This window comes from Nonomuraea sp. MG754425 (assembly GCF_021699195.1).
Lineage (GTDB): Bacteria > Actinomycetota > Actinomycetes > Streptosporangiales > Streptosporangiaceae > Nonomuraea.
In genome coordinates, this window is the sequence record NZ_SSXE01000055.1 from 21,762 (window position 1) to 48,644 (window position 26,883).

Annotated in this window: 19 protein-coding genes; 10 read left to right on the forward strand and 9 right to left on the reverse strand. The window is 71.0% G+C overall.

The window, feature by feature from the left end; genetic code table 11:
• The first annotated feature begins 45 nt into the window (after positions 1 to 45).
• Complete coding sequence (locus tag FAF44_RS20450; protein WP_237104814.1) at positions 46 to 636, forward strand: TetR/AcrR family transcriptional regulator; 591 nt, start codon at positions 46 to 48, stop codon at positions 634 to 636.
• Between the two features lie 71 nt (positions 637 to 707).
• Here the strand turns inward: FAF44_RS20450 and FAF44_RS20455 are convergent, their stop codons facing one another.
• The 3 genes from FAF44_RS20455 to FAF44_RS20465 all read right to left on the reverse strand — a co-directional run bounded on the left by FAF44_RS20455 (position 708) and on the right by FAF44_RS20465 (position 3,991).
• Positions 708 to 2,147 (reverse strand): hypothetical protein, encoded by a 1,440-nt coding sequence (locus FAF44_RS20455; protein WP_237104815.1) that lies wholly within the window; start codon positions 2,145 to 2,147, stop codon positions 708 to 710.
• A 111-nt stretch (positions 2,148 to 2,258) separates the two neighbouring features.
• Entirely contained in the window at positions 2,259 to 3,104 is an 846-nt protein-coding gene (locus FAF44_RS20460; protein WP_237104816.1) for an SDR family NAD(P)-dependent oxidoreductase, read from the reverse strand.
• Positions 3,101 to 3,991, reverse strand: a complete 891-nt coding sequence (locus FAF44_RS20465) for an SDR family NAD(P)-dependent oxidoreductase (RefSeq protein WP_237104817.1) — start codon at positions 3,989 to 3,991, stop codon at positions 3,101 to 3,103. The genes FAF44_RS20460 and FAF44_RS20465 overlap by 4 nt, the downstream gene beginning before the upstream one ends.
• 70 nt (positions 3,992 to 4,061) lie before the next feature.
• Here FAF44_RS20465 and FAF44_RS20470 point away from each other — a divergent pair, with 70 nt between their 5' ends.
• Both FAF44_RS20470 and FAF44_RS20475 read left to right on the forward strand, forming a co-directional pair.
• Positions 4,062 to 4,640 carry a TetR family transcriptional regulator gene (locus FAF44_RS20470; protein WP_237104818.1) on the forward strand — a complete coding sequence of 193 codons (579 nt, stop codon included), beginning with the start codon at positions 4,062 to 4,064 and terminating at the stop codon, positions 4,638 to 4,640.
• 434 nt (positions 4,641 to 5,074) lie between these two features.
• Positions 5,075 to 6,835 (forward strand): FAD-binding protein, encoded by a 1,761-nt coding sequence (locus FAF44_RS20475; protein WP_237104819.1) that lies wholly within the window; start codon positions 5,075 to 5,077, stop codon positions 6,833 to 6,835.
• A gap of 84 nt (positions 6,836 to 6,919) precedes the next feature.
• On the opposite strand, the gene FAF44_RS20480 is transcribed toward FAF44_RS20475, so the two are convergent.
• Entirely contained in the window at positions 6,920 to 8,896 is a 1,977-nt protein-coding gene (locus FAF44_RS20480) for a hypothetical protein (RefSeq protein WP_237104820.1), read from the reverse strand.
• Between the two features lie 319 nt (positions 8,897 to 9,215).
• On the opposite strand from FAF44_RS20480, the gene FAF44_RS20485 reads away from it, so the two are divergent.
• Together FAF44_RS20485 and FAF44_RS20490 are read left to right on the forward strand one after the other, a co-directional pair.
• On the forward strand, positions 9,216 to 11,189 hold the full coding sequence (locus FAF44_RS20485; protein ID WP_237104821.1) for a hypothetical protein: 1,974 nt from the start codon (positions 9,216 to 9,218) through the stop codon (positions 11,187 to 11,189).
• A 138-nt stretch (positions 11,190 to 11,327) separates the two neighbouring features.
• Positions 11,328 to 13,370, forward strand: a complete 2,043-nt coding sequence (locus tag FAF44_RS20490; RefSeq protein WP_237104822.1) for a hypothetical protein — start codon at positions 11,328 to 11,330, stop codon at positions 13,368 to 13,370.
• 163 nt (positions 13,371 to 13,533) lie between these two features.
• On the opposite strand, the gene FAF44_RS20495 is transcribed toward FAF44_RS20490, so the two are convergent.
• Positions 13,534 to 15,018: a UDP-N-acetylmuramoyl-L-alanyl-D-glutamate--2,6-diaminopimelate ligase gene (locus FAF44_RS20495; protein ID WP_237104823.1), complete on the reverse strand. Its 1,485-nt coding sequence runs from the start codon at positions 15,016 to 15,018 to the stop codon at positions 13,534 to 13,536.
• A 755-nt stretch (positions 15,019 to 15,773) separates the two neighbouring features.
• Between FAF44_RS20495 and FAF44_RS20500 the strand changes: the two genes are divergently transcribed.
• Entirely contained in the window at positions 15,774 to 17,231 is a 1,458-nt protein-coding gene (locus FAF44_RS20500) for an FAD-binding protein (RefSeq protein WP_237104824.1), read from the forward strand.
• Between the two features lie 55 nt (positions 17,232 to 17,286).
• Here the strand turns inward: FAF44_RS20500 and FAF44_RS20505 are convergent, their stop codons facing one another.
• On the reverse strand, positions 17,287 to 18,114 hold the full coding sequence (locus FAF44_RS20505; RefSeq protein WP_237104825.1) for a methyltransferase domain-containing protein: 828 nt from the start codon (positions 18,112 to 18,114) through the stop codon (positions 17,287 to 17,289).
• A gap of 261 nt (positions 18,115 to 18,375) precedes the next feature.
• Here FAF44_RS20505 and FAF44_RS20510 point away from each other — a divergent pair, with 261 nt between their 5' ends.
• Entirely contained in the window at positions 18,376 to 19,059 is a 684-nt protein-coding gene (locus tag FAF44_RS20510) for a zinc-binding dehydrogenase (RefSeq protein ID WP_237104826.1), read from the forward strand.
• Positions 19,060 to 19,149: 90 nt separating this feature from the next.
• Here FAF44_RS20510 and FAF44_RS20515 read toward each other — a convergent pair whose 3' ends face one another.
• Together FAF44_RS20515 and FAF44_RS20520 are read right to left on the reverse strand one after the other, a co-directional pair.
• Positions 19,150 to 19,827, reverse strand: coding sequence for a DoxX family protein (locus tag FAF44_RS20515; protein ID WP_237104827.1), 678 nt, complete (start codon positions 19,825 to 19,827; stop codon positions 19,150 to 19,152).
• Positions 19,828 to 19,914: 87 nt separating this feature from the next.
• The gene (locus tag FAF44_RS20520) at positions 19,915 to 21,090 is read right to left on the reverse strand and encodes an NAD(P)/FAD-dependent oxidoreductase (protein WP_237104828.1); all 1,176 of its coding nucleotides are present in this window, start codon (positions 21,088 to 21,090) and stop codon (positions 19,915 to 19,917) included.
• 300 nt (positions 21,091 to 21,390) lie between these two features.
• On the opposite strand from FAF44_RS20520, the gene sigJ reads away from it, so the two are divergent.
• The 3 genes from sigJ (at position 21,391) to FAF44_RS20535 (ending at position 26,564) form a co-directional block, all read left to right on the forward strand.
• The gene (gene sigJ, locus FAF44_RS20525) at positions 21,391 to 22,335 is read left to right on the forward strand and encodes an RNA polymerase sigma factor SigJ (protein ID WP_237104829.1); all 945 of its coding nucleotides are present in this window, start codon (positions 21,391 to 21,393) and stop codon (positions 22,333 to 22,335) included.
• Positions 22,336 to 22,553: 218 nt separating this feature from the next.
• The gene (locus tag FAF44_RS20530) at positions 22,554 to 23,747 is read left to right on the forward strand and encodes a cytochrome P450 (protein ID WP_237104830.1); all 1,194 of its coding nucleotides are present in this window, start codon (positions 22,554 to 22,556) and stop codon (positions 23,745 to 23,747) included.
• Between the two features lie 297 nt (positions 23,748 to 24,044).
• Positions 24,045 to 26,564, forward strand: coding sequence for an excinuclease ABC subunit UvrA (locus FAF44_RS20535; RefSeq protein ID WP_237104831.1), 2,520 nt, complete (start codon positions 24,045 to 24,047; stop codon positions 26,562 to 26,564).
• Between the two features lie 49 nt (positions 26,565 to 26,613).
• Here the strand turns inward: FAF44_RS20535 and FAF44_RS20540 are convergent.
• Positions 26,614 to 26,883: hypothetical protein (locus FAF44_RS20540; protein ID WP_237104832.1), on the reverse strand; the 270-nt coding region annotated here is incomplete at its 5' end.

A 26,883-nucleotide genomic window follows, 5' to 3' on the forward strand; every position in this document is an offset into this window, starting at 1 on the left:
CTTACATTTTGTAGCTTAAGCTGAGACGCGACGCAAGGGAGGACGATGGCCACGGGATCGACTCGCCTGTCCAAGCCGGCCAGGCGGGAGCAGTTGCTCGACACCGCCATGACGATCGTGCGCGCCCACGGCACCGACAGCCTCACGCTGCTCAGCCTGGCGGAGGCCGCCGGAGTGAGCAGACCAGTCGTCTACGACCACTTCGGCACCCGCCCCGGCCTGCTGATCGCGCTCTACCGGCGGCTCGACGAGCGGCACCGGGCCGCCTCGGAGGAGGCCCTGCGCGACGCCCCGGCCGTCCCCCGCGAGATCGCCCGCGTGCTGAGCGCCGCCTACTTCGCCTGCGCCACCGACATGCCGGAGTGGACCGCCATCTCGGCCGCGCTCAAGGGAAACCAGGAGATGGAGGCGATCGAGCGCGAACTGCTCGACGGCTACATCGACCTGATGGCCACCGCCCTGCGGCCGTACTCCGGGCTCACGCAGCAGGCCCTCCGGCTCCGCTGCGTCGGCGTGCTGGGCGCGGCCGAGGCGATCGCCGCGGAACTGAACCGGGGGCGCGCCACCGTCGCCGCGGCCATCGCGGCGCTGACGGACCTCACCGCCGCCGGCCTCGACGCGGGCACTCAGGGCTGACGGCGCCGCGGCCGGGATGCCCGCGCACTCGCCGGCCGGTCAAGCGTCCAGAAGCGCGAGATCGAAGATCGCTAGGCCGGGGTGATGCGTAGCAGGCCGACCGCGTTCTTGGTGAGGGAGAGCACGCGGTTGAACTCGGCGGGCCGGTCCATGCTGAAGATCGCGTTTCGGGCGAACGTCGTGGTCCTGTTGTGGTTGTAGTTGTTGTTGGTCGCATCGACCAGCCAGTTCTCCACCCGGATCCGGTCGCCGAACACGCTCTTCGGGATGTCGCGGATGGTCAGCTTGGTCGAGCGGTTCGTGGTGCCGGTCTCGGCCTGGTAGTTCCAGTACATGACCGTGAGCTGCCGGGAGTCGAGATGAGAGATCGCCCCGAGCCCGATTCCGCCGGTCGCCGACCCGTCGGGGGTGATGGTCGTGGCCACTCGCCCGCCGTCGTCGTAACGGTCCTTCAGCATGCCCTGCATGACGACGACATGGCCGAACGGCAGGCGCACGCCGTCGAGTCCCTCGACGAACATGTCCTTGCGGACGTTCTCGCCGTGGTGCAGCACCCAGTGGAACGGGCGGTTCATGCCGCTCTCGACGTAGTAGCGGCCCAGTGCGGCGACACCCGCCGCCTGGACGAGCTGATCGTGGGCGAGGTCACCGACCGTCCCGGTGTCGGAGCCGCCGTAGACGCCGTACTCGGTGACGTAGGGCGGCACCGACTGGCTCAGTCCGGCCTGGCTCAGCAGGGATCGGAGGGTGGCGCGCTGGCTGAGCGCCTGGCGCGGGTTGTCGCGGTTCTTGTGGTAGAGCTGCACCGCCAGGAAGTCCAGCCGCTTGCGGGCGTCTTTGTCGGCGGCGTAGCGCTTGAGGAAGTCCAGCAGCCACTCGGCCGGCAGATTGGACGTCGTCGGGCCGCCGAAGGTCAGCGGGATCGCGGGTTCCAGGCCGTCGTTGGCCGCCGACACGGCACGATAGCCCGCGGCGTAGTAGGGATAGAACTCCGCCGGGGTCATCGCGGTGTTGTCCGGATGGCCGCCGACGATCCCGAGGTTGGGCTCGATCCACGGCATCACGCAGTCGATCTGCGGATAGCGCGCCTTGTAGACGAGCAGGGCGTCCCGCATGAAGGTCTCCCACTCCTGCGGGGTCTTCTCCGTGCCGGTGGAGGAGGTGAAGCTCAGCAGCAACCGGTTGGCATAGGACGCCGCCTGGTCGAGGTAGGGGAAGTTCGACGCGGGCGGCTTCTCCATCTTGACCACCACGCGGGCCCAGCGGACGTTGAAGTCGTCCTGGAGCTGCTTGAGCGTGCCGGCCGGGAGCAGGCCCCTGGAGAAGTACCAGTTCGGATGGGTGTGGTTGACGTACCACCCGGGGTTGAAGAACGTGCCCAGGAGGCGACCGGCGTCCACGACCATCGTGGAGTCGTAGGCCGTGGCCTGCGCGGCTCCGGCGGGCATGAGCCCCGCGACCAGTGAACCGCCCAGGCCCGCCAGCGCCCGCCTGCGGTTGAGCTCGCTCATCCGGCTCTCCCGTCGTCGTGGGGCGGACATGCACGTCACGCTAGTGACGTGAGGTATACCACCGGTATGCCGGGTGATCCGCAACCTCAGGTGAACGCGTCCGGCGCCGGTTCACGGTCGGCTGGGCAGGGTCGGGGCTCCGGCGTCGATCAGGCGCTGGGTGAGGTGGTGCAGGCGCATCGCCTCGTCACGGTCGAACGCGGCTCCGCCGAGGGAGAGCCGGCGCTTGGTGAAGTAGGCGCTGAAGGCTTCGGCCGGCGGATCCTCCAGCAAGGTCGTCATGGGCATGACGGCTTTGGCGACGGAGGTGGCGACCAGCGGGAAGGTGGCCCGCACCGCAGCACGCAGCGGCGCCGGGAGATGGGTGGGCATTCCGGTCGAGACGACGCCGGGGTTGTAGCCGACATAGCGGATCTCGCCGCCGTACAACTCGCCGAAGGCCACGCCGAGAAGGTCGTTGGCGCGGAAGGACTGCAGGGTGGCCCTGGTGCCGTTGTAGCGGCGGGTCAGTTGCAGGTCGTCCCAGTGAATGCGGCCCAGGGGGACGCCGGGCGTGCCGACGTTCATGATGACGGGGCGGGGGGCGGGCGTCATGAGGTCGCGCAGGCCGTGGCTGAGGATGTGCCGGCTGAGGTAGGCGAGGGCGAAGCTGTGCTCGAAGCCCTCGCGTGTGGTGGTGCGAGGGCCGAAGAGCCGGTAGCGCTGGGCGCAGAGGACGAGCGTGTCCAGGGATGCGCACGTGCGACGGATGGTGGCGAGGAGTTCCTTGGTCGCCGCGATCGAGGTGAGATCGGCGCGCAGAAAGGTGGCGTTCTGGCTCGCGGCTTCGGCCAGGAATGACGCGCCCTTGGCGGGGGTGCTGCCGACGGCCACCACGCGCGCGCCCTGGCGCAGGTAGTGCAGGGCGAGGCCCTTGCCGATCCCGTCGGTGCCTCCGGTGACGACGACGGTCCTCATGCCCTGCCTCCCAGCACCCGCAGGCTCAACGAGGTGCACAGGTCCCAGACGGCGTTGCGGTTGCGCGGGTCGAGCACGCTGGCCGGCCACGGCTGGTGGCGGCCCTTGCTGTCGAAGTAGGCACCGCTGATGCCCGCCATCTCAGGGCTGGAGGCGAGGTAGACGCTCGGGCGGGCGGACCTGGTGAGGTCGGCCAGGAACAGCGGCGCGATGACCTTCAGCACCAGGGGGGCGATGGGCCGGTACACCATCGGGAACGCCTTGATCGACGTCGATCGGTTCATCGGTGTGTAGCCGTGCCCCGGGTAGACCACGTTGGCACTGACACCGGTGCCGGTCAGTTCCGCGGCGAGGCGGTGGGTCATCGCCATCGTCATCGTCTTGGTGTGGTTGTACTGGCTGAACGTCCAGCCCATGAAGCGCTTCTCCGCCTGCAGGTTGTCGCGCTCGATCGGGCCGCCTGGTATCCCGCCGGTGACGTTGACGACCCGGGCGTCGCCCGCCTGGCGCAGGTGCGGCAGCAGCAGGTGGGTGAGCGTGAAAGGCGCCAGCACGTGGGCGGCGAAGGTCCTTTCCACGCCGTCGGCGGTGAGCTGCCTGGCAGGCGGGTTCAGGCCGACATTGTTGACCAGGACGTCGAGCCGGTCGGTGCGCTCGGCGATCTGGGAGGCCAGCTTGGTCAGGCCGTCCAGGGTCGTGACGTCCGCGGCGAGGGCCTCGATCCGGTCATGTCTGGCATCACGGCTGAGTTCGTGCACGGCCTGGCGGCCCGCTGCCGGGTCCAGGCCGACGAGGACGACGGACGCGCCTCGTAGGGCGAGGCCGCGGGCGATCTCCTTGCCGATCCCGCCGGTGCTGCCCGTGATCACGGCAGTCTTCGCTTTCATGGCATCTCCATCCATTTCTGTCACTCGGTGCCAGACTATACATCGAATGCCAGTGGATACACTCGGTCGCGTGACGGGATTGAGGGAACGCACCAGGCGAGCGGTCACCAAGCAACTCGCCGACGTGGCCATGGAGCTGTTCAGCTCGCGTGGATTCGACGAGACCACGGTCGAGGACATCGCCAAGGCGGCCGGCATCTCCAAACGGAGCTTCTTCCGCTACTTTCCGACCAAGGAGGACGTCGTCTTCGAGGGCGTCCACGCTCTGGGCGACGACATCGTCGAGGAACTGGAGGCCCGGCCCGAGGGCGAAGGGCCGTGGGAGGCGCTGCACGTCGTCCTGCGGGACTGGAGCCAGGAGATCACCGACGAACGCCACCGCCTGATCGCGTCAACTCCGGCGCTGCGCGCCCGCTTCCACGAGACGCGCGATGGCATTCGCCGGCAGTTCGCCGAGATCGTCCGGCGCAGATTCGGGCTCGACGCCTTCACCGCCGAACTCGTCACGGCCTGCGCGGCCGCCGCCCTCGACTCCGCCTCTCACGAGTGGCACCGCCTGGGCGGCAGGACCGATCGCACCGAACTCGTCGACCGGGCCTTCAACCTCGCCCGCCCGGCCTGCTGCCCACCACCGGCCGAAGGCACCTGACCTGTGTCAACCTCCCCGGCAACGGTTCCCGCCACCGGCGAGGACGATCGGCCGGGCCCGCGATCGGCAGAGCGGCGACGAGATGCTTCATCACCAGGATGCTCCTCTCGTCTGCCGCTACCGCCAGGGTCAGGCCCGCGCCCACGGCGCCGGCCGAACAAGTCCGTGCTTCGTTCACGATCGGGCTCCGCATGCGGGGCCGGACGAGGGAGTTCGCGGCGGTCAGGGCGATGAAGTTCTCCCGGTAAATGCCCGTGGCGGCGATCCAGGCCGTCTCGGAGAGGTCGGGGAGCGCCACCGACTCGCGGGTGGCCAGTGGACGGGCGGCCGAGTGCCACAACGGGAGCTTAGCGCCGTGCGGAAAGTACGTCTTAGACGAGCCGGGGGAGACGCCCCATCATGGGATGGCGGATGGCCCGTCCGAGAGGAGTCCGATGAAACGGGGCAGCCCCTCCACCGTCGTCGCCGGCCTGCACGACATCCCCGACGGCAGCGAGTTCGACTTCGTGGTGCTCGGATCGGGCGCGGCGGGACTGTCCGCCGCGGTCTTCGCCGGGCTGTACGGCGCACGCGTCCTCGTCGTCGAACGCAGCGGCCTCATCGGGGGCACCAGCGCGCTGACCGCGGGCACGCTCTGGCTGCCGGGCGCGTACCCCGTGGACGGCAGGTCACCCGAGGAGGATCGGCTGGTCGCCGGCCGCTATCTGGAGCAGGCGACCGGCGGCGATCGGCTGGCCGCGCTGCGCGGGCGGTACCTGGACGCGGCGTCCGACGCGATCGCGCTCCTGGAACGGCGTACGAGCGTGACCTTCTTCCGCCGCGACAACCACCCCGACTACCTGGGCGCCGTCCGCGGCGCGGCCGTCTCGGGGCGCGCGATCGAGGTGGCCGACTTCGACGGCCGGGTGCTCGGCGCGGACCTCAGGCTCGTCCGCCCGCCGTTGCGGAACTTCACCATCCTGGGCGGACTGGCGCCCAACCGCGACGAGACCCGGCGATACTCCGTCATCGCGGCCCGGCCGGCCAGCCGGGAAGGGGTGGCGAACGCCGTCCGCGCGTTCCCGCGGGTCGCGCGGCACCTTGCCGACCTGCTGATCCATCGACGCTCGTCCCGGCTGACCCTGGGCAACGCGCTCATCGGCCGGTTGCTCGCCTCGCTGATGCGACTCGGCACGGCCCGCGTCGTGCTGAACGCCCAGCCGGTGACGCTGACCCGCGGCGAAGCGGGGATCGACGCCGTCAGGATCGACGACGGGCGCTCGTCCCGCACCATCCGGGTGTCACGCGGTGTGATCTGCGCGACCGGCGGGTTCACGCGGGGACCGCGGCGGGAGAGCGTGCTCGGCGGCCTGCCGCTGGAGTGGAGCGCGGTGGCCGACGGCGCGCGGGGCACGGCCCATTCCCTGCTCGAGAGCGTCGGGGCCGTCTTCGGGCGGCAGGGCACCGACGCGTTCTGGGCCCCCGTGTCGCTGCCGCCGGGACGTGACGGACGCACGGAGCCGTACCCGCATTTCGCCCTCGACCGGGGAAAACCGGGCTTCGTCATCGTGGACCGGCTCGGGCGGCGCTATCTCAACGAGGCCGACCCGTACCACCTGCTGGGCGAGAAGATGCTGGCCCACGCGGACCGGGCCGGCGCGCCGAGCTTCCTCATCGCCGACGAGAGCGCGGTCAGGCGCTACGGGATCGGCGCCGTGAGACCGGGAGGGTGGGGACGGCGCCGCCGGCTGCGGGACGGGTACCTGACCCGCGGCCGTGACCTCGGCGAACTCGGGGACCTCCTGGGCATGGCTCCGGGAGTCCTGAGCGAGACGATCGAACGGTTCAACTCCTTCGCCGAGCGCGGCGAGGATCCCGACTTCGGGCGCGGCGCCGACCCGTACCAGCGCAACCTCGGGGACGCCCGGCAGCGGCCGAACCCGTCGCTGGGAGTGGTCGCGCGCCCGCCGTTCTACGCCATCCGGATCTACCCGGGCGACATCGGCTCGGCCTCGGGGTTCGCCACCGACGAACACGCGCGGGTGCTCGACGCCGGCGGACGGCCCATCGGCAGACTGTATGCGCTGGGCGCCGACATGCGCTCGATCATGGAGGGCGGATATCCCGGCCCGGGGATCACCCTCGGCCCCGCCGTCGTGTTCGCCCACCTCGCGATCCGCGACGCGATGGGTGACCCGCCGGGCGACCCGCCGTGACCGTCCGCCGCCGGCCGATAAGCACGGCTCATCGCCGTCGTGACGTTCCGTATTGACGGGTCGAGGGTTCGGCGCAGACCGAGATCAGTTCTGCGCCTCCGGGATGGTCACGGGCGGGCAGCGCGGGTCGAGCCGCACCTTCGCCAGGTCCCGGCCGACGATCGTCCAGGCGTCGTACGTGCCGGGCTCGAACTGCAACTGCGGATTGGTGTGCCATTCGTCGCCCAGCCCGGTCGCGAGCAGCTTGGCTTCCGATCCCAGCTCATAGGCGTTGCCGCCGCCGAAGAAGGTGGAGGTGAACACCCGGCCCCGGTGGACCTGCAACTCGCCGTGTCCCGACAGCAGGCCCTGGTGCTTGATGACGCCGGTGGCGGGGTCCAGGGCGATCCAGGCGCCCAGCACCCGCTTGTAGACCGCGTACAGCAGCCCGTCGTGGACCTTGAGGTCCTGGAAGGTGCGGTGGTCCGGCAGCGGATCGAACTGCCGCACCACCTTGCGCTGCTTCAGGTCGAAGGCGGCGATCGAGGCCGTCGTCCTGGTCGGCGGCGTGCCGCCGCCGCCGAGCACGTCGCCGCCGAGGTAGACGATGCCGCGCCGGGAGTCGACGCTCAGGCTCATCAGGCTCTGGTCGGGGATGACGTTCGGGTAGACGTCCATCGTGCCCGTGTCGGGGTCGAGCACCGTCAGAGCGCCCTGCAGCTTGGCGCCGGTGGGCGCGGAGGCCACCAGGATGGTGTCGGTGACAGGGTCGTGCTCGATGTCCCACGGCCGGGACTGGTCGTGCCCGATGTAGCCGAGGCCGCGCACCTCGTCGGTGCGCACGTCGATGGAGATGATCTGGCCGCTCGGGTACAGCGCGGCGTAGATCTTGCCGCCCCGCCGCACCATGGCCTTCGGCTCGCCCACCACGCGGATCCTGCGTTCCTTCCCGGTCCGCAGGTCGCGCACCTCCACGGCGAAGTGGCCGCCGATGTACAGGGCCCGGTTCGGCACCAGCAGCATGCTCTGGGTCCGCTCGGCGCCGGTCGGGAAGCCCGCGTCGATGAGGTCGACGAACTCGGAGGTCCCGCTCGGCAGGTCCAGCCACCACATGCCGCCGCTGCCGGCGAAGCCGATGAGCCGCTGCCCGTCCAGCTTCAGCGCCCGGGTCTCCTCGCCGGGCGAAGGCGGGTCGGCGACCTTGGTCACCGCGTCCTGCCCGGTGCGGTAGCTGTAGACGGCGCCGTCGGGGCGCGAGGTGAGGTAGACCGTGCCGTCGGGGGCCACCTCGAACGCGTCGATGGTGCCGACCCCGGCCTCGAACTGCCGCAGGTCCGTGCCGTCCTTGCGTACGTCGATCAGCGTGCTCCCGCCGGCCGCCAGCACCCGGTCGCCGTGGAGCGAGACCGTGCCGATGGCCGCGGGAGCCTGGGCCAGTTCCCTGACCGCGCCGCTGACCCGGTCGACGGCCATCAGCTTGGCCTTCTCCAGCAGGCCGGCGTAGGCCGTGGTCTCGTCGACGGCGACCGCCCTGACGTAGTGCTCGCCCTGGACCAGCACGCCGTACCTGCGGACCGCGCCGGTCGAGGGGACGTACTCCCAGAGCCGGCCGTCGGAGGAGGTGCCGAGGTAGAGGGTGCCGTCCGGCGCGGCGGCCATGCTCCAGACGAAGCCGCCGTTCGCGCCGAAGGAGTGCAGGCGCGCCACCTGGCCGGTGGCCAGGTCGTAGCTGTACAGGTCGGGTACGGGGTAGGTGCCGATGTACAGCTTGCCGCCGGCGACGGCGGTGGCCCAGCCGCCTTCGGGCTCGCCTGTCTCGGGGCCGTCCGGCAGCGTCGCGGTACGCGTCACCTTCCGGGTGGCCAGGTCGATCTCGGCCACGACCGGAGGCTTCGGCCCTCGGGAGACCACATAGGCGTGGCCCTCGTGGACGGCTGCGCCGACGATCGCGCCGGTGACGGAGGCCGGGCCGTACGTGGTCACGGCCGGGGTGTCGCAGCGCGGTGCGGCCGCCGCCTGTGCGGCGGTCGGTATCGATAAAGCGGCCAGGACCATGAGCAGCGCGAGACAGGTTCGCGGCACGGCCGCACCTCCAGAATGTTCAATGCTGCTTAGTTATGGCCCAGACCGTAATCAAACGCGCGGGGACGCGTCAAGAGCTGACGTCCGACACAGGACTTCGCGCCCGCCGATGATGCCGTCCGGCCGGATCACGGCCTTGCTGGAGCCGCTCGGCGCCCGCCTGCGGTCCGCACACCCGTCCTGGGGATGTCGGCGACCAGGACGGTCTTGCCGCGGACCGGAGCGTGCGCAACCGCGTGACCAGCGGGATCGATCGCAGCGCCCACCACGGCCGCTGCCGGGAAAGCGAGTTTAAAGCGGTTGCTGGTCAACTTTGTCCGTGATCGACGACGAACTTCTGTCGCTGGCGGCGCGGCTCCGCCGGCCACGCACGGTGGTGCGGGCGATGTCGCGGGTGGCGGCCCCCGCGGCGGCAGGATGCGCCCTGATGTGGGTTCTGGCGCTGGGCACGCTCGCGCTGATGCGGGACCCCGGCGGCGTGGCGCTCGTCAACGGCCTCCCCGCCGTGGTGGGGCCCCTCCCGGTAGGGGTCCTGGCCTGGGCCGCGGTGATGGCCGTCGCGGCGACGGCCGGGCTCACCCTCCTGCTCGCCACCCTGGTGATCACGACGGCCGGATCGCTGTTGACGCACTCCGTGCCGTTCCTGCCGGCGCTGCGGGTCGCGCTCCGGTACCGCCGGGCGCTGCTCGCACTCGCCGGCCTGGGCGCGGCGGCCGGAGCCGGGGTGACGGTCGTCCTGACGTCCGTGGAATCCTTCTGGCCGAAGGTGGCGATCGCGGGGGTGGCGGCGGTCGTGCTGCTGCCGCTGCCGCTCGCCGTACCGGCTGTGGTCCTGGAGGGCCGGACGGCGCCGCAGGCGGTGTCCCGCGCTTTCGAGCTGACCCGCGCGCGGTCGCCGCTGCTCGTGCTCGCACCGGCGATCTGCCCGGCGGTGGCGGCGCTCGACTGGTGGCCGCCGGGACGGCCGGCCGTCTTGAGCCTGCTGGTGGCCGTGCAGGCCATGGTGATGACGCTGGTGTTCCTGCTCGCCCTGACGCGCGGCTGGCGCGGCGACGCCCTGACCGCGTTCCGCGCCATGGTGGACGCGCTGCCTTCCGGGCCGTCTCCCCCGGCCCGGCCCGGCGTCGTGCCGGTGGCCGCGCTCGCGGGGCTGGTACTGCCCGGCCTGCTGCTGACCGGGGTGACCGCGGCCAACCCGATGAACTGGCCCGCCTACCAGCAGGGCGAACTGTCCGGTCGCGGCAGTCCGCGGTCCTTCTCCCATTTCTCGGTGTCGGTGGACGGGCGGGCCGCACTGATCCGCGACGACGTGTGGCTGTCGGAGTGCACCGACGCTCTGTGCACGAAGGGCGGCACCGCCCCCGTCCCCGCCGGCACCCACCAGGCGACGGCGGTGGCCGGGCGTCCGCTGGAACTCTGCTGGAACCGCACCGACGACTGCGAGCCCGGCTCCGGGCTGCCCCTTCCGGAGTTCACGCAGGCGGTCGCGGCCGCCCCCCGGCCGGGCGGCCCCGGCCCGGTGGTCGCCGTCCTCGCGCCCGACCGCCGCGCCCGCTCATCCCTGTGGCTGCTGCACTGCGGAGACCCCCGGTGCGGGTCCGCCACGCGCACCCGGATCGCGGATGTGGACGAACCGTACCTGCTTGCGGACGAACAGCAGCTCGCGGTGACAGTGACGGCCGACGGGCGGCCCGTGGTGGTCCGGCACAGTTGGGCCCTCGGCGAGGTCGCGGTGTTCACCTGCGACAGTCCGGCGTGCGCCGGCACTCGCCGTACGGTGCCGGTCGCCTCCGAGCCGCCCGCCGCCGATCCGACCCGCTGGGGAAACCAGCCGCCGCAGGCCGCGATCGACCCGGACGGGCAGGAGATCTTCCTCGACCGGTCCCGCTGGGGGAACACGCGACCGGCTGTCGCGATCGGCCCGGACGGGCGTCCGCTCGTCCTCTACCACGACGCGGCCGGCGCCACCCCGGTGCTGCTGGAGTGCACCGACCTGACCTGCGCCACCGCGCGCCGCGTCCCCGTTCCCGCCGCACGCTCGTACGACGTGCGCGGCACCCTCGCCGTGGACGGACGAGGCCGCACCCTGGTGGCCACCTTCACCCCCGGCGGCACGGTCAGCCTGGCGACCTGCGCCGGCACCTGCACGGCACGTTCGGTCGGCACGTACGACGGCATCCCCCGCGGGGTCCAGTTGGCAATCGACAGCGGGGGAAACCCACTGCTGGCCTGGATGTCGGTACGGAAGGGCGACGGCTGGCGACTGAAGATCATCCGTCCGGTCAGCGGATGAGTCCGGCCGGCGCCGGGCCGTGCGTTCGGCGCGAGACGCACACAGGGCATGGATTTCCGGTACGGCAGAGGTGGTTGTGCTTCATGATGATGACCAACTGTAAGTGAGTGACTACCGAGCTTTCGTCGAGGGGCGCGCATGAGCAGCACCAGCGACCGGCCGATGGGTGATCTGTTCCCCGAGTTGCCGTCCATTCTGGGCCGGGAGAGCGAATGCGCGCAGATCGAGCGGTTATTGGCGTTCTCCCGGGTGGTGACGGTGACCGGCACCGCAGGGGTCGGCAAGTCGCGTACCGCGCTGCAGGTCGCCGAACAGGTCTGGCAGCGCTTTCCGGACGGTGTGTGGCTCATCCCGCTGTCCCCGGTGAGCGACGGTGCGGTGATCCCGAACACGGTCGCGATGGAGCTGAAGGTACGTGACCAGACCTCCCGCCCCGCGATCGACCTCCTGATCGACCATCTCGCCGATCGCTCCTGCCTGCTCATCCTCGACGCGTGTGAACACGTCGTGGACCACTGCGCGTTGATGGTGACCGCCCTGGTCCAGATGTGTCCGGGCGTTCAGGTGCTGGCCGTCAGCAGACAGCCCTTGGGCATCGACGCGGAGACGGTGACCGAGCTGGAGCCCCTGCCCGTCCCGGCAGCGGGACTGGAGGACAGAGTCGGCGACCTGACGCGGTGTGCCTCGGTGGAGCTGTTCGCCGAGCGGGCGCGCCTTGCCGAGCCCGGCTTCACGGTGACCGAGGCGAACGCGCACGCGGTCGCCGAGGTGTGCCGCAGGCTCGACGGTCTGCCGCTGGCCCTGGAACTGGCCGCGGCGCAGCTCCGCGATCGCTCCGTGGAAGAGCTGGCAGACGGTACGGACCTGCACGCGCGGCCACCGGTTCCCCCGCCGTTGCGGGCGCTCGCGCCCCACGGAAGCCTGTGGACGACCATCGGACGCAGCCACGATCTGTGCGCCCCGGCCGAGAAGTTGTTGTGGGCCCGCGCGTCCGTCTTCGCGGGCGACTTCACCCTGGCCGGGGCCAAGGAGATCTGCGCGGGCGGCCCGCTGGACGACGTCGAGCGGACGCTCGCCGGTCTCGTCGCCCGGTCCGTCGTCTCCCGGCGCGGCGAACGCTTCCGCATGCTCGACAGCCTGCGCGAATACGGCGCCTGGTGGCTGCGGGAGCTCGGCGAGCACCGTGCGATCCGGCTCCGGCACCGGGACCGTTACCTCGACATGGCCCGGCGGGCCTTCCCCCAGTGGACGGGCGAGGGGCAGCTCGTCTGGTACCACTGGCTGGCCGGCGAGTATCCCGAAGTGCGGCGGGCGTTGGAGACCTGCTTGTACGAACCCGACTCGACGGCGCTCGAACTCTCCGGCGCCCTGTGGTTCCTCTGGTTCTCCTGCGACTTCGAGCGCGAGGGCCGCGACATCCTGGAACGGGCTCTCGCCCACGATCAGCGCAGCGGGCCGCTACGGGTCAGGGCCGCCTGGGCGCTCGGGCTCGTCATGATCTTTCAGGACGATCTGGACGGGATCGAGCGGTGCATCCAGGAGTGCCGCTCGGCCGCGCCCGACCCGACCGCGATGAAGGCCGGCGACTATCTGGAGGGCACCGACTGGGCCATGAGCGGCCGCCCTGAGCCGGCCCTCGAGCGGCTCGTCCACCTGGTCTCCGGCGCGTGGGAGGAGGGCGTTCAGGAGGCGGTGGGACTGCTGGCCAGGGCCGCCCTGGTCTTCGCCCTGCTCGCGATGGGCGACTACACCGGCGCCGGCGAACTGGCGGAGAAGATCAAGACTGACGGGGCGCGGCGCGGCGAGCACAAGTTCCGCTGCTGGGGCCTGTACATCCAGGCTCTGATCGCCCTCTCCCAGCACGAGCACACCGTCGCCGCGCAGCATGCACGGGAGGCCTTTCACGGCTTCGAACTGCTCGACGACAGTTCCAACATGGCCCTCTGCCTGGAGGCGCTGGCCATCGCAACGTGCGCCGAGGGCGATCCACCGACCGCCGCACGACTGCTCGGCATCAGCCAGCGGCTCTGGCATCCGAACGGTGGACGCGCCCGCTTCACCACCCCCGAGGTCGCCTCCGCCCGCCAGGACTGCGACCGGCGGATCTCCGCCGTGATCGGGCAGGAGGCGGCGCGCAAGCAGTTCTCCGACGGCCTGCACGCGATGCCGCCATACCTTTGACGAGAGTCGCCGGCGCCGAAGTCGATGATGGTTACCTTGACGCCAATGCCGACGATCTTGCCAGCCAGGGCCCGCAGGGTGACCGCGTCAGCCTCCCGGAATCCGCGCACGGATGGGCGCCCGCTGAGGGGGTGTCGGTCATCGGCAGGCGCCCTGCGCCGTGCTACTCGGTGGCGGCGGTGGTGCCGGCCAGTTCGCGGATGACCTGCATGTCGTCGAACGGCAGCTTGCGCTCGCCGACGATCTGGTACGGCTCGGCGCCCTTGCCGGCGACGAGCACGTTGTCGCCAGATTCGGCCACCTGCAGGGCCCGCGCGATGGCGTCGCGCCGGTCGGTGATCCGCTCCACCGTCGCGGACGTGCCCTCCAAGCCGGGCATGATCTCGTCAATGATCGCCTCGGGATCCTCTCCGCGTGGGTTGTCGCTGGTGACCACCACGACGTCGGAGTGATGACCGGCGATCGTCCCCATCGGCGCGCGCTTGCTGGGATCGCGGTCTCCGCCGCACCCGAACACGGTGACGATCTTGCGCTCGGCGAACCCGCGGATGGTGGTGAGGACCTGCTCCAGCGAGTCGGGGGAGTGGGCGTAGTCCACTATCACCGACACCCCGGCCGGGGTCTGATACGTCTCGAAACGGCCCGGGATCGATGGCAACTCCTCAAGCGCGTCGGCCAGGGCGTCCACGTCGTAGCCCAGCAGGTGGCCGGCGGCGAGCGTGGCCAGAGCGTTGGAGACGGCGAACCGGCCCGGGAAGGGCACGCGCGCCGCTTGCCGGTGACCGCCATGGTGGAGCACGAAGGAGGTGCCGGTCGCGTCCACCCGCAGATCGCCGGCTCGGAAGTCGGCTGGATTGTCCAAGCCGTAGGTCGTCGTCGCGTCTGGCATCAGGGCGGCGATGTCGGCGCTGATGGGGTCGTCGGCGTTGGCCACCGCCCACCTGCACATGCCGCTGAAAAGCAGCAGCTTGGCCTGCTTGTACGCCTTCATCGAGCCGTGGTCATCGAGGTGATCAGGGGTGAGGTTGGTGAACATGCCCACGTCGATGTCGGTGCGGTCGACCCGGTGCAACGCCAGCGCCCTTGAGGATGCTTCCATCGCGACGACGTCGGCCCCCCGATCCGCCATCGCGCGCAGGATCTGGTGCAGTTCCACCGCCTCCGGGGTGGTGGGGGTGGACCTCTCAATGGTGATCGGCTCGTCACCGACACGGCAGCCATCGGTACCGATGACGCCGACTCGCGCGCCCGCTCCGACCCGCAGCAGCGCCTCCACCATGAAGGAGATGCTGGTTTTACCGTTGGTGCCGGTGACCGCCATCACCTGCAGGTCCCGCGACGGATGCCCGAAGTAGCGCGCGGCGACCAACGGCGCGGCCGCTCGCGTGTCCGCCACCCGCACGACGCAGACATGCGACGGCAGAGCCTCCACGAGTGGGCGCTCGACCAGGACCGCGACCGCTCCACGCGCCACGGCGTCGGCCACGAAAGCGTGCCCGTCCGCATGTCTGCCACACATGGCGATGTAGAGACCGCCCGTGGTCACGCACCGCGAGTCGTAGGTGATGCCGGCGCGGACGTCGGCCTGGCCCGGGTCGCCATAAAGGACCTGGAACCGGCACCCGTCCAGCAACTCCCGCAGATTCATCCTGCTCCCCTGTCTCTCCTTGAAGCCAGCTTGCCGTGATCACGGGAACGAGCGCAGGAGATACGCCGTCGGTGCGCTGACACCGTCTCGCCCGAGGGGGCGCCGGGACCAGATCATTCTCGCCAGCCGCCGCGCCGAGTTCACCACCGCCATCACAGAGGCCGGCCGTGACCGGTGCCGCGGTCACCTTCCAGGCTCGGTCACCTCGGGGGCCGCCGCGTTACCCGATTGCTCCTCCGTCCGATGCCTCGGCGTAGGCCCAAATTGCCGCCCGGCCATCGTTGTCATGGGTTCTTGGTCCTTTCTCGCGGGGACCGGGCGAGCGTCATCGATTACTTCGCGCGGTGTTTCGTGCACAGGCGCGAAGGCGGGTCTTCGAGGAGGACGCGTGCGGGAACCGGCCCTGGGCGGGCGATCTTCGTTCGGTGCCTGGAGCGTGCCTGACGCCGACAGCCGTTATCGATTCGGTCCGCCCGGATGCCTTCGGCGGGGTATCAGACGTTGACGGCTGCATGCTCGTCGACGAATGCGTCCCGCACCGCACCCGGCTCAGGGCGTTCTCGTGCCCCTCGCCGATTGCAGGCCGGCCAGGCACGCGAAACTCATCGGTCTGTCCTGCTCCACGGCTCGCCCGTCGGGGTCCGAAGCGGCGTGGTAAGCCTTTTGTGGCTGTCATCCGGTTTCGTGCGGGTAGCGGCGCCGGGTGCCGTCGGCGAGTATCGACGCGACATGACCGCGCGGCGAAAGGATCGCGTATGACGTGGCATCCGTGGAGACGGGCGTTCCTCACGGCGGGGGCGGTCGTGGTCGGCTTCGAGCCGTCCACGCGCACGTGGGTCACCGACGTCGACCGGTCTCAGGGGATGGTCGACCTGCCGCCGCTGAAGGGCAGGGTGGTGACCGATCCCGCGTCGCGCGGCCAGGCGGCCGACGACTTCGGGCACCTGGTCCATCGGACCCCCGGGGCCGTGCTGGAGCCCGGCGACGCGTCGGACATCATGCTGATGATGAAGTACTGCCGGACGCACGGCCTGCAGGTGGCCGCGCGCGGCCAGGGACACGCCACCTTCGGTCAGGGCCAGGTCGCGGGCGGTCTGATCATCGACATGAGCCCGCTCAACGCGGTTGAGGTGCGGGAGGACACGGCCGTCGTGGAGGCGGGCGCGCTCTGGAGCAGTGTGGCGCAGGCGACCCTGGCCCACGGCCTGACCCCTCCGGTCTTCACCGACTACCTGGAGCTCTCGGTCGGCGGCACGCTCTCGGTGGGCGGTTTCGGCGGCCAGACCCACCACCACGGATCCCAGGCGGACGGCGTCGTGGAGCTGGAGGTCGTCACGGGGGACGCCGGTCTGAGGAGGTGTTCCGCGCGGCTGCGCCCCGACCTCTTCCACGCGGTGCTGGCCGGAAGAGGGCAGTGCGGCGTCATCACCAAGGCCACCATGCGCCTGCTGCCCGCCCCCGCGACGGTCCGCCGCTACCTGCTCTCCTACCCGAGCGTCGCCGCGCTGACCGCCGACCAGCGGCGTGTGGTCAACGACGGCCGCTTCGCCTACGTGGAGGGCGAGCTCGGGCTGCCGACCGGCCCCGTCGGCTGGACTTACCAGCTTGAAGCGGTCGCCTTCTTCAACGGCACGACCCCGCCCGACGACGCCAGGCTGCTCGACGGGCTGGGCGACCAGCCCGGCGACCGGCAGATCCAGGACATGCCCTACTTCGACTTCCTCAACCGGCTCGCCGCGGGCGTCGCCTATCTGAAGTCCACCGGCGAGTGGTACCGTCCGCACCCCTGGTGGAACATGTTCCTGCCCGCGAGCCGCACCGACGCCTTCGTGGCGGCCGCCATCAAGGACCTGACCGAGACCGAGGTCGGCGCCAGCGGCGCGGTCCTGCTCTATCCCTTCCCCCGCGCCCGCCTGCACCTGCCCTTGCTGCGCATGCCCGACGAGGAGACGGTCTTCCTCTTCACGCTGCTCAGAACCGCCTCGCCAGGAGCCGAGAGCCCGCAGGACATGGTGGCGGCCAACCGTTCCCTCTACCTGAGCGCCCAAGCCGTCGGGGGTTACCAGTACCCGGTCGGCTCCATCCCCACCACGCCTGAGGAGTGGCGCACCCACTACGGCCCCGCATGGGCCGACTTCGAGGCGGCGCGTGAACGCTACGACCCCGACGGAATCCTCACCCCGGGCCAGGGCGTCTTCCCTCCGGGACCGTGAAGTCCATCGTGACGCCGGCCCGCGCCGTGTCCACCGGCCTGTGGCCGGTCGCGGGCTATCCCGGGCGGCGTCCCCAGGCCGAGATCAGCGGCGCGAGGGTGAGGTCGAGCTCGCCGGCATCGATGGCGGCCAGGTGCGCGTCGATCTCGGCGTCGTCGGCCAGCCCGGCGGCGAGCAACTCGGCGCGGACCATGCGCACCGTCGCGGTCTCCAGCCGGTCGCAGGCCACCCCGCCGATCGGGAAGCAGCCGGTCGCCGTGACATCGGTCAGGCCGGCCGCACGCAACACCCGCGGCAGCGTACGGCCGTAGCGCAGGTCGGCGCCGCGGCGGGTCAGCAACTCCCGGACGGCGCGCCGCAGCCGGTTGGCGCGCTGCTGCGCCGGGCCGACCTCGTCGAGGCAGGCCAGCGGCTGCAGTTCGGTGTCGGCGTCCTCGACCAGGAGCCGGCCACCGGGGCGCAGCGCCGCCACCATCGTCGCCAGCGCCCGGGCACGGTCGGGCACGTGGACGAGCACGAGCCGGGCGTGTACCAGGTCGAATGTGCCTGGCTGCGGCGGCGGGTCCCCGACGATGTCGTGCCGGCGCACCTCGTACCCGCCGTGCGGGTCCAACCAGACCGGATCGATGTCCGTGGCCAGCACGTAACCGGTGGGTCCGACGGCTGTGGCGAGTGCCTCGGGAATGCTGGGGCCTCCGGCGCCGACTTCCCAGCAGCGCCAGCCCGCCTTCACCCCGAGCCGGTCGAAGTGCCCCCGTGTGACACCGTCGAACAGCTCGGCCAGCCAGGTGAACCGCTCGCCCGCCTCCTTCCGGGCGTTGTCGAGCAGGTAGCGGTGGTCCGGCTCGGACCCAGGGTCGGCGAGGGGCTGCGATGAACTCATGCCTCCATCCTCACGACCTTCCGCGTGCCGTGTCAGCGCGACATGGAGGAAACCCTGGGGATCACGGGCTCGCACGATGGCCGGAGCTCAGGCCGCCGAGACGGCTCCGGCAGGTCGACCGCCACCGTGTGTGACCCCGCCTGCGGCGAGCCGCCGGTCCGTGGACGTCCGCCCCACCGCCGGGCAACAGCAGGATCTCCGTCATCGTGGTGGGGTGGGGCGTTTGCGAGGTGCGGCGGAGCGGGGCGGCAGGGTGCGCATGTGGTCGCAGACGCGGGTCATGATGTCGCCGAGGTGGTGGACGTCCTGGTCGGTGAGGGGGTCGAACAGGAGGGTGCGGGAGAGCCGGACGTGGCCGGGCAGGACGCGGTGGACCTGGCCGACGCCGCCCTGCCGTCGGCGGGGCTGACGGCATGGCAGGCGCTGGTCGAGCACGCGGGCCTGCGGGCCGGGCAGAGCGTCCTGGTGAACGGGGCGGGCGGTGCGGTCGGCGGGTACGCCGTCCAGCTCGCCGCCCGGACGGGCACCGCGGTGACCGCGACCGCGAGCCCCCGCAGCGTCGAGCGGGTCCGCTCCCACGGCGCGCAGGCGATCACCGACTACACGCGCACGCCGGTCACCGGGACCGGTGAGCGGTTCGACGTCGTCCTCAACCTGGTGACCACCTCTGCGGCGGACACCGAGGCGCTGGCCGGCCTCGTCGCCGACGGCGGGGTGTTCGTCAGCACCACCACACCCGGCCGCGACGACGCCGCGCGGGACGTGCGGGCGGTGCGGATGTTCGCCCGCAGCGACGCCGCCCAGCTCGCCGAGCTCGTCGACCGGGTGGACGCCGGCGCGCTGGCGATCGACGTCGCCGCCCGCCGTCCCCTGGCCGATCTGGCCACCGTCCACGACGAGGCCGTCACCGGACGCCTGCCCGGCAAGACCGTCCTCATCCCCTGACCGGCCCGCCTCGCCGCCCCTCTTTCATCGATCACGAACTTCTCCGGGAGAACACCATGCCCCTCACCCTCGACCCCGAAGTCGCCCAGGCTACTCGTCGATCCAGCCGAGCTCGACCGCCCACCCGCGCGTCATGGCTTCGGCGGCGGGCAGCGTGAGGAACGAGACGGCATACAGGACGACGAGGAGCCCGATCGGAACGGCCCAGTCGCGAAGACGGGTTTGCGACGGGGCCGCCCCGTCCTGTCCGGCGTCGGCGGGGCGAGACCGACGGAGCCCCGTCCCCGTAGGCCGGCGGTCGGCGGGTCTGAGCGCCCACGACGCGATGGCGCACATCCCGAACACCAGCGGCACCCCCCACGTCCGAGGAGGGTCGCCGACTGTCAGATGCGACACCACGGCACTCGACCACAGGAAAAAGGCGCCCGCGTACGCCCATTCCTTGATCAGCGGGAGCCTGGGCGCGATGATCGCGATGGCTGCGGCGGCCTGCCACACGGCCAGAACATCGGCGAAGTAGTGCGGGTACCCCAGATGGCGCAACTGGGCTTCCACCCATTCGATCGGCAGCAGATTCCACACCGATCCGGCAGTCAACTCGAAGACGATGACAAACGTGGTGGCCCAAAAGGCGATGGGGCGGATCCGGCTCCGGGTCCAGCCGCTCCGTGCGCCGGTTGGCGGCTTCTCGTCCGTCGCGTGCCGGATCGTTCTGGTCGGTTGATTCTTCATCTCGGCCTCCTCGTCAAATCGATCTGGCATGTTCATGGGATTCGCCGTGCGTGGTGCGCGACCTCGGTTCGAAGCCGCAGGTGGTGGTGGATCGCGCGACGGCGGTCACGGCGACGTGATCCCTCACGGCGCGGAGGCCGGCTGGTCGGGACGCGGGCCGCCCTTGAGCCAGGAGCTGGAACCCGGTCTGCGGGCCTCGCGGCGGATCCTCGACACCCCGAGTTTGCAGGTCGCCTCCTTGATCGCCGCGGCCATGCGCCCGGCGATGTAGAGATTCACCGCGGTGTCGTCCTTGCGGGAGAGCTGTCGTATGCCGGCGCGCCGGCCGAGGCTGACGCACGACCCCGTGAAGGCCTGGTCGATCACCGCCGGTTCGGTGCCCGCGATACGGCTCAGCACGGTGCCGGCGGCCTGCGCCCCGAGCGGTTGTGCGGCCTGGCAGCTCATCCTCAGCGGCCGGCCCGACGGTGCGGCGGCGTCGCCGGCCGCGATGATGCGCCGGTCGTCGACGCTGGTCAGCGTCTCGTCGGTGAGCAGCCGGCCGAGCTCGTCGGTGCGTAGCCCACTGGCGGCCGCCAGTTCCGGCACGCCGAAACCGGCTGCCCAGATGGTGAGCGCGCTCGCACGCGCCGCGGCGTCGGCGAGGACGACCGCATCCGGCCGCACCTCGGTCACCACCTCGGCCTCAAGGACGGCGACACCGTGCCGGGACAGCCACGTGGCCACGGATCGGCGGGCGGAGGCGCTCAGTGACGGCGCGAGGGTCCGGCCGCACACCAGTGTGACCGTGCGTCCTTGTTCGGCCAGTTCGGCGGCCGTCTCGATGCCGGTCAATCCGCCGCCGACCACGGTGATCGGGGCGTCGAACGGGACATTCCCCAGCCTGGCGCGCAGCCGCTGCGCGGGTTCGAGTTCAGCGATGTCGAAGGCGAATTCGGCGGCGCCGGGCACCGATGACGGTATCGCCGAGGTGCTGCCGACCGCGTAGATGACGTAGTCGTAGTCCAGCGCGGGGCCCGACGCCAGCCGCACCGCGCGGGCGGCGGTGTCGATGCGCGTGGCGCTGTCGACGATCAACCGGATGCCCTCGCCCAGCAGCGTGCCGTAGTCCACCGTGGCCTCGCCGGTTTCGGCCACGAACTGGTGCAGCCGGAGTCGTTCGACGAACTCCGGGCGGGGATTGACGAGCGTGATGTCGACGTCGGCGCGGGTCCGCAGGTGATTGGCCGCGAGCGTACCGGCGTAACCGCCGCCGATGACGACGACCTTGTGGGATGTGGGGCGTTCGGATGTGGACATGGCGCCGCCTTTCGTTCCTGACTTCAGCGGTTTGAGGCTTTGCGACCTGGCGGAGTCGGTCTTCCGTCACGAAGTGGCTGCCGCGGGGTGATCACGTGTTCCACCGCGGGTTCGCAACGGCGATCCGCATGCCTGCCGGGGGGTAGCTTCGTGCGTACCGGATGGTGTCTCGCTAGTCCGACAACACAGCACCGCGGAATGTGAGGCGATGCGCCGGCCTGACATTTCACCGCGCTGTCTTGTCGGACTGGTGGAAGCAGATCCGAACCGAGGGAGTCAGTGCACGATGGCCAGGACCCCATGACCACCCCATCCGAGCCGCGTGGCGGCCGGCTCGATCCGGGCCTGGCCGCGATCACGGGCGAGCGGCGTCAGTTGATCAATCTCGCGTACCGGCTCCTCGGCTCCCTGGCCGATGCCGAGGATGTCGTCCAGGACGCCTACGCTCACTGGTACGCCCTGACCCGGCAGCAGCAGGACGCCATCGCATCCCCCGGCGCCTGGCTGACCACGGTCGCCAGCCGCCTCTGCCTCAACGTGCTCTCCTCGGCGCGGGTCCGGCGCGAGACCTACGTGGGCGAGTGGATCCCCGAGCCGCTGCCCGACCCCACGGAGTGGATCAACGGGCGGTCGGACGGCATCACCGTCGACCCGGCCGATCGGGTCACCCTGGACGAGTCGGTCAACATGGCCTTCCTCCTGGTGCTCGAGTCGATGACCCCGGCCGAGCGCGTCGCGTTCGTCCTGCACGATGTGTTCCGCTACTCCTTCGCCGAAGTGGCCGAGATCGTCGGGCGTACCCCGGCGGCCTGTCGCCAACTGGCCTCCTCGGCCCGCCGTCGCATCCGTGCCGCGCAGGCGCCTGCGGCTCCGGCGGCCCGGCAGGCCCGGATCGTCCGGGACTTCAAGCAGGCGTGGGAGGCCAAGGACATCGACGCCCTCATCGGCCTGCTCGACCCCGACGCCACGGCGATCGCCGACGGCGGCGGCGTCGCCGGCGCGATGCTCCGTCCGGTCGAAGGTGTTGAGCGGATCGTGCGCTCCCTGCTCAATCTCGATGGCAGGCTCCGCGAGCTGACGCTCCTGGAGCGTACGGTCAACGGGCGGCCCGGCCTGATCGCCCAGCACGACGGCGTCACCGTGTCGGTGTACGCGTTCGAGATCGCAGGCGAGCGGATCAAGCACATCTGGGCGGTACGCAACCCCGACAAGCTCCGGCCGTGGACGGCAGGACCGCGGCACTAGGAACAGCTCGTGCCCGGCGACGAAAGATGATCTCAGCCGGCCCGGAACACGCCCGGATGCGAGTGCGCCCTGCCGGAGGTCGAAGACCCCCGACCCGCGAGGGACAGGTAGCGCCGCAGGCCGTGGCATCGCATCAGCCGCCGGACGTCAGCCGCTTCACCCACCTGCCCGGCGGCGCACAGACGGTCTCCCACAATCACCGGATGGATGGACAGAACATGACGAAAGCGCTGGAATTGCCGCTGCAGATGCGGCGGAACGGGTTCAACCCGGTCGAGGAACTGGCCCAGGCTCGCGACGGCGAGGGTGTCGTGCGGGTGGAGACGCCGTTCGGTATGCCCGCCTACCTGGTCTGCCGCCATGAGGATGTTCGCCGGGTGCTGTCGGATCCGGCCCGGTTCAGCAGCGCCCTCACGCCCTTCCCGGGATCCGGGCAGGAGGACGCCGACGAACTGGCCAGGTTGCGGGCCGGGCAACTGATCGGGTTCGACCCGCCGGAGCACACGCGGTTGCGCCGGATGCTCACCCCGGAGTTCACGGCGCGCCGGATGCGCAGGCTCGAGCCGCGGATCATCGAGATCGTCGAGGCGGCGCTGGACGATCTGGAGCGGGCCGGCCGGCCGGCCGATCTGGTGGCCCACTTCGCGCTGCCGGTGCCGTCGCTGGTGATCTGCGAGCTGCTGGGTGTGCCCTACGCCGACCGCGCCGAGTTCCAGGACCGTTCCGCTCGCCTGCTGGACACGTCGCTGCCGATGGAGCAGCGCGGCGCGACGCTGAGGGAGGACCGCGAGTACATGGCCGGCCTGGTCGCCCGCGCGCAGGCGGACCCGGGCGAGGACATGCTGGGCATGCTGGTACGCGAGCACGGCGACGATCTCAGCACCGACGAACTGATCGGTATCGCCAGACTGCTGCTGCTCGCCGGACACGAGACGACCTCGAACATGCTCGGCCTGGGCACCCTGGCCCTGCTGCGGCACCCGGAGCAACTCGCGATGATCCGCGAGGATCCGGCTCAGGTCGAACCCGCCATCGAGGAGCTGATGCGCTGGCTGTCCATCGTGCAGTGGACGCCGCCGCGTACGACCACGACAGACGTGGAGATCGGCGGGCAGGCCATCCCCGCAGGATCGTTCGTGATCTGCTCGATTCCGGCCGCCAACCGTGACCCGGCCTCGATCGACGATCCCGAGACCCTCGACATCACCCGCGGAGCCGCCGGTCACGTCGCCTTCGGCCACGGCGTGCACCACTGCCTCGGGGCGCCGCTGGCGCGGATGGAGATGCGCATCGCCTTCCCCGCCCTGCTGCGCCGCTTCCCCGGCCTCGCCCTGTCCGGCCCGGACGAGCAGGCCGACTTCCGGGTCTTCAGCGCCGTGTACGGCCTGAACGCGCTGCCGGTGACCTGGTGAGCGGACGCCCGCCCGGCCGTCAGCTCCACGACACCCCGGCACGACCGTCCAGCGGATCGCCGGCCTGTTCGGCATGCCCCGGCTGACCGAGTGCGGGCAAGACGGCGGCGAAAACATGACATGCGGTGTCGGGTTTTGCGGCGAGCATGGCTGCACCGGTCGGCGGATCGGGGTCGCCATGTGACGAGCGCCGCTCAGCCCGATCGATGGTGAGCGGCGGCCGCATGTCGGGTCGTCCGGCAGGGGCGGAGGGTCTGTCCGCCCCTGTTCCGCTGTGTTGTGAAAGGTGGACGAAGGTTGACTGCATTCGTACGAGACGTCGCGAGCATGGTGCGCGAGACCATCGACGTGGTGGGGGCTCGTACCAACAATCTGCGGGACGTGTCCGTGAGCATCCCCAAGGGGCTGCTGGTCGCCTTCACCGGGGTGAGCGGCAGCGGCAAGACCTCGCTGGCGATCGACACGCTGCACAACGAGGCCCAGCTCCGGTATCTGGAAGGGCTTTCGCCGTTCGTCCGGCAGTACATCACCCAGCGCAACCGGCCCAAGGTCGATCGCATCCTGGGACTCGGCGCGACGCTCGCGGTCGACCAGCGCCGTCTGAACCGCAACCCGCGCTCCACGGTCGCGACGATCACCGGCATCGACGGGCACCTGGGGCTGCTGTACTCGCGCCTTCCGGGGATCGACGCGGACCCGGCGGCGAGCAGCGGAGACGGACATCTGACGACCGCTCACTTCGACCGCGCCACGCCGGAAGGGAGCTGCGGGGACTGCCACGGGGTGGGCGGGCGCTGGGAGGCGCAGGAGGACCTGGTCATCACCCATCCGGAGCTTCCGCTCTTCGAAGGGGCTTCGCCTTGGTACGCGAAGTGGCGATCGGGGGAGCACGCGTTCGTACCGGCACTCGCCGACAAGCGCGGCGTGGACCTCGGCCGGCCGTGGCAGTCGTTGCCCGAGGAGTTCCGTCACTGCGTGCTGCACGGCACGGGCGACGAGAAGATCGAGGCGACCATCGACATGACGAACAAGAACGAGACGGCTCAGGTGACCTACACCTCGAGCCAGCCGCTGCGGGGAGCGCTCGCCGAGGTGGAGCGGGTGTTCCTGAACGCCCAGACCTCCAACGCCAAGCAGCGCTACCTGCCGTACATGCGCAAGCGGCCCTGCGGCACCTGCGGCGGCAGCGGGTACGACCAGGTGGCCCGGTCCGTGCGGCTCGGCGGGCTGACCTACCCCGACCTGATCGAGGTGGAAGTCCGGGAGGTGCGTAGCTGGGCGAGACGGGTGGCGGACGACCTGGGCTCCCGGCAGCGCGAGGTGGGCGAGCCGCTGCTGCAGGACCTGGGCCGCAGGCTCGGCATCCTGGACCGGCTCGGCCTGGCCCATCTCCAACTGTCCCGGAGCGCGGCGACGCTGTCCGGTGGTGAGTTGCAGCGGACCCGGCTCGCCGCCCAGCTCAGCACCGAGCTGAGCGGCATCATCTTCGTTCTGGACGAGCCCGGGACCGGGCTGCATCCGGCGGACAAGGCGCACCTGCTCGACATCGCCCTGGAGCTGCGCGCGGCCGGCAACACGGTGCTCCTCGTCGAGCACGATCCCGAGCTGATCGCCCGGACCGACTGGGTGATCGACATGGGGCCCGGCGCCGGACGCCTCGGCGGTGAGGTCCTGGTGTCGGGGCCTCCCGCCGATGCGGCCGCGCACCCCGGGTCACTGACCGGGCGCTACCTGGCCGGTGCGGGGCCGCGGCTACGCCGGACCCGCCGCCCGGTCGGGCACGACACCGACTGGGTGGAGCTGCACGGCCTGCGCGCGCACAACGTGGCCGCGGACCGGGTGCGTTTCCCCGCCGGTCGGCTCACCTGCCTGACCGGGGTGAGCGGCAGCGGCAAGAGCAGCCTGCTCGGTGCGCTGGCGGTGAGCATGGAGGCCGCCTTGGACGGAACGCCGACCGACATGGTGCGGGAGGTGACCGGCGTCGAGGGGTTCGCCTGGGTCGCCGTCGTCGATCAGGAACCGCTCGGGCGGACGCCGCGATCCAACCCGGCCACCTACAGCAAGGCGTTCGACATCGTCCGCAGGCTGTTCGCCGGAACCGACGCGGCGCGCGGGCGCGGGGTCGATGCCTCCTGGTTCAGCTTCAACACCGCGAACGGCGGCCGCTGCGAGACCTGTACGGGATATGGCCGCAAGCTGGTCAACATGCACTTTCTGCCGGATGTGTGGGTGGTCTGTGACGCGTGCGAGGGGCGGCGCTACCAGCCGGAGGCACTGGAGATCAGGTATCAGGGGCTGGCCATCGATCAGGTGCTGGAACTGACCGTCGCCGAGGCGGTGGAGCGGTTCTCCGAGCCCCGGCAACTCGCGGAGATCCTCGGAGCCCTGGACCAGGTCGGGCTCGGCTATCTCCAACTCGGCCAGAGCGCCACGGAGTTGTCCGGGGGAGAGGCGCAGCGGCTGAAGCTCGCTTCGGCGATCCAGCGAGGTGCCGCGAGCCGCAGGGCCGGGCTCGTCGTTCTCGACGAACCCGTCTCGGGCCTGCACCCGTCTGACATTCAACGGGTGGTGGACACGTTCGACGTGTTGCTCGACTCGGGCAACACCGTCGTCGTGGCCGAGCATGACATCCCTGTCGCCGCGTCCGCGGACTGGCTGATCGACCTGGGGCCCGGGGCCGGTCCGGACGGGGGTGCGGTGGTCGCGGAGGGCACCCCGGACACCGTCGCGACCGCGGGCACCCCGACCGCCGTCTTCCTGCGGCGGTACGCGGCGGGCCGGCCGCTCCTGGAGACGCGGGAGGGCAGCCGCCGATGACGCTGCTGCGGCCGGCCGCCGGACCTCGGGCTCTCACCCCTGGACGCCGTCACTGGATGGGGACCTGGAGGTCGCGGAACGGGCCGATCTTGACCTGGAGGGTGTCGGGGGTGTCGGGCAGGGCGAAGAGGTTCCAGAACTCGCGGGTCTGGCCCGGTGCGAACTTCTCGGTGCTGATGCGGACGCCGGAGACGTCGGTGCAGGCGCAGTAGAAGTCGGTGCCGTTGTCGGTGGGGACTTCCAGGCGGCCGGGCAGGTACTGGCGGCGGGCGGCGGCGTCGGTGACGCGGACGTTGCTGGCGGCCTGGTACTTGTAGGC

Excerpts from the sequence above, each read along its gene's own strand:
- FAF44_RS20460 (WP_237104816.1), bottom strand. The coding sequence starts at position 3,104 with ATGAGGACCGTCGTCGTCACCGGAGGCACCGACGGGATCGGCAAGGGC.
- FAF44_RS20490 (WP_237104822.1), top strand. The coding sequence starts at position 11,328 with ATGAGCAGCACCAGCGACCGGCCGATGGGTGATCTGTTCCCCGAGTTG.
- FAF44_RS20495 (WP_237104823.1), bottom strand. The coding sequence starts at position 15,018 with ATGAATCTGCGGGAGTTGCTGGACGGGTGCCGGTTCCAGGTCCTTTAT.
- FAF44_RS20465 (WP_237104817.1), bottom strand. The coding sequence starts at position 3,991 with ATGAAAGCGAAGACTGCCGTGATCACGGGCAGCACCGGCGGGATCGGC.
- FAF44_RS20450 (WP_237104814.1), top strand. The coding sequence starts at position 46 with ATGGCCACGGGATCGACTCGCCTGTCCAAGCCGGCCAGGCGGGAGCAG.
- FAF44_RS20520 (WP_237104828.1), bottom strand. The coding sequence starts at position 21,090 with ATGTCCACATCCGAACGCCCCACATCCCACAAGGTCGTCGTCATCGGC.
- FAF44_RS20475 (WP_237104819.1), top strand. The coding sequence starts at position 5,075 with ATGAAACGGGGCAGCCCCTCCACCGTCGTCGCCGGCCTGCACGACATC.
- FAF44_RS20505 (WP_237104825.1), bottom strand. The coding sequence starts at position 18,114 with ATGAGTTCATCGCAGCCCCTCGCCGACCCTGGGTCCGAGCCGGACCAC.
- sigJ (WP_237104829.1), top strand. The coding sequence starts at position 21,391 with ATGACCACCCCATCCGAGCCGCGTGGCGGCCGGCTCGATCCGGGCCTG.
- FAF44_RS20530 (WP_237104830.1), top strand. The coding sequence starts at position 22,554 with ATGACGAAAGCGCTGGAATTGCCGCTGCAGATGCGGCGGAACGGGTTC.
- FAF44_RS20515 (WP_237104827.1), bottom strand. The coding sequence starts at position 19,827 with ATGAACATGCCAGATCGATTTGACGAGGAGGCCGAGATGAAGAATCAA.
- FAF44_RS20455 (WP_237104815.1), bottom strand. The coding sequence starts at position 2,147 with ATGAGCGAGCTCAACCGCAGGCGGGCGCTGGCGGGCCTGGGCGGTTCA.
- FAF44_RS20500 (WP_237104824.1), top strand. The coding sequence starts at position 15,774 with ATGACGTGGCATCCGTGGAGACGGGCGTTCCTCACGGCGGGGGCGGTC.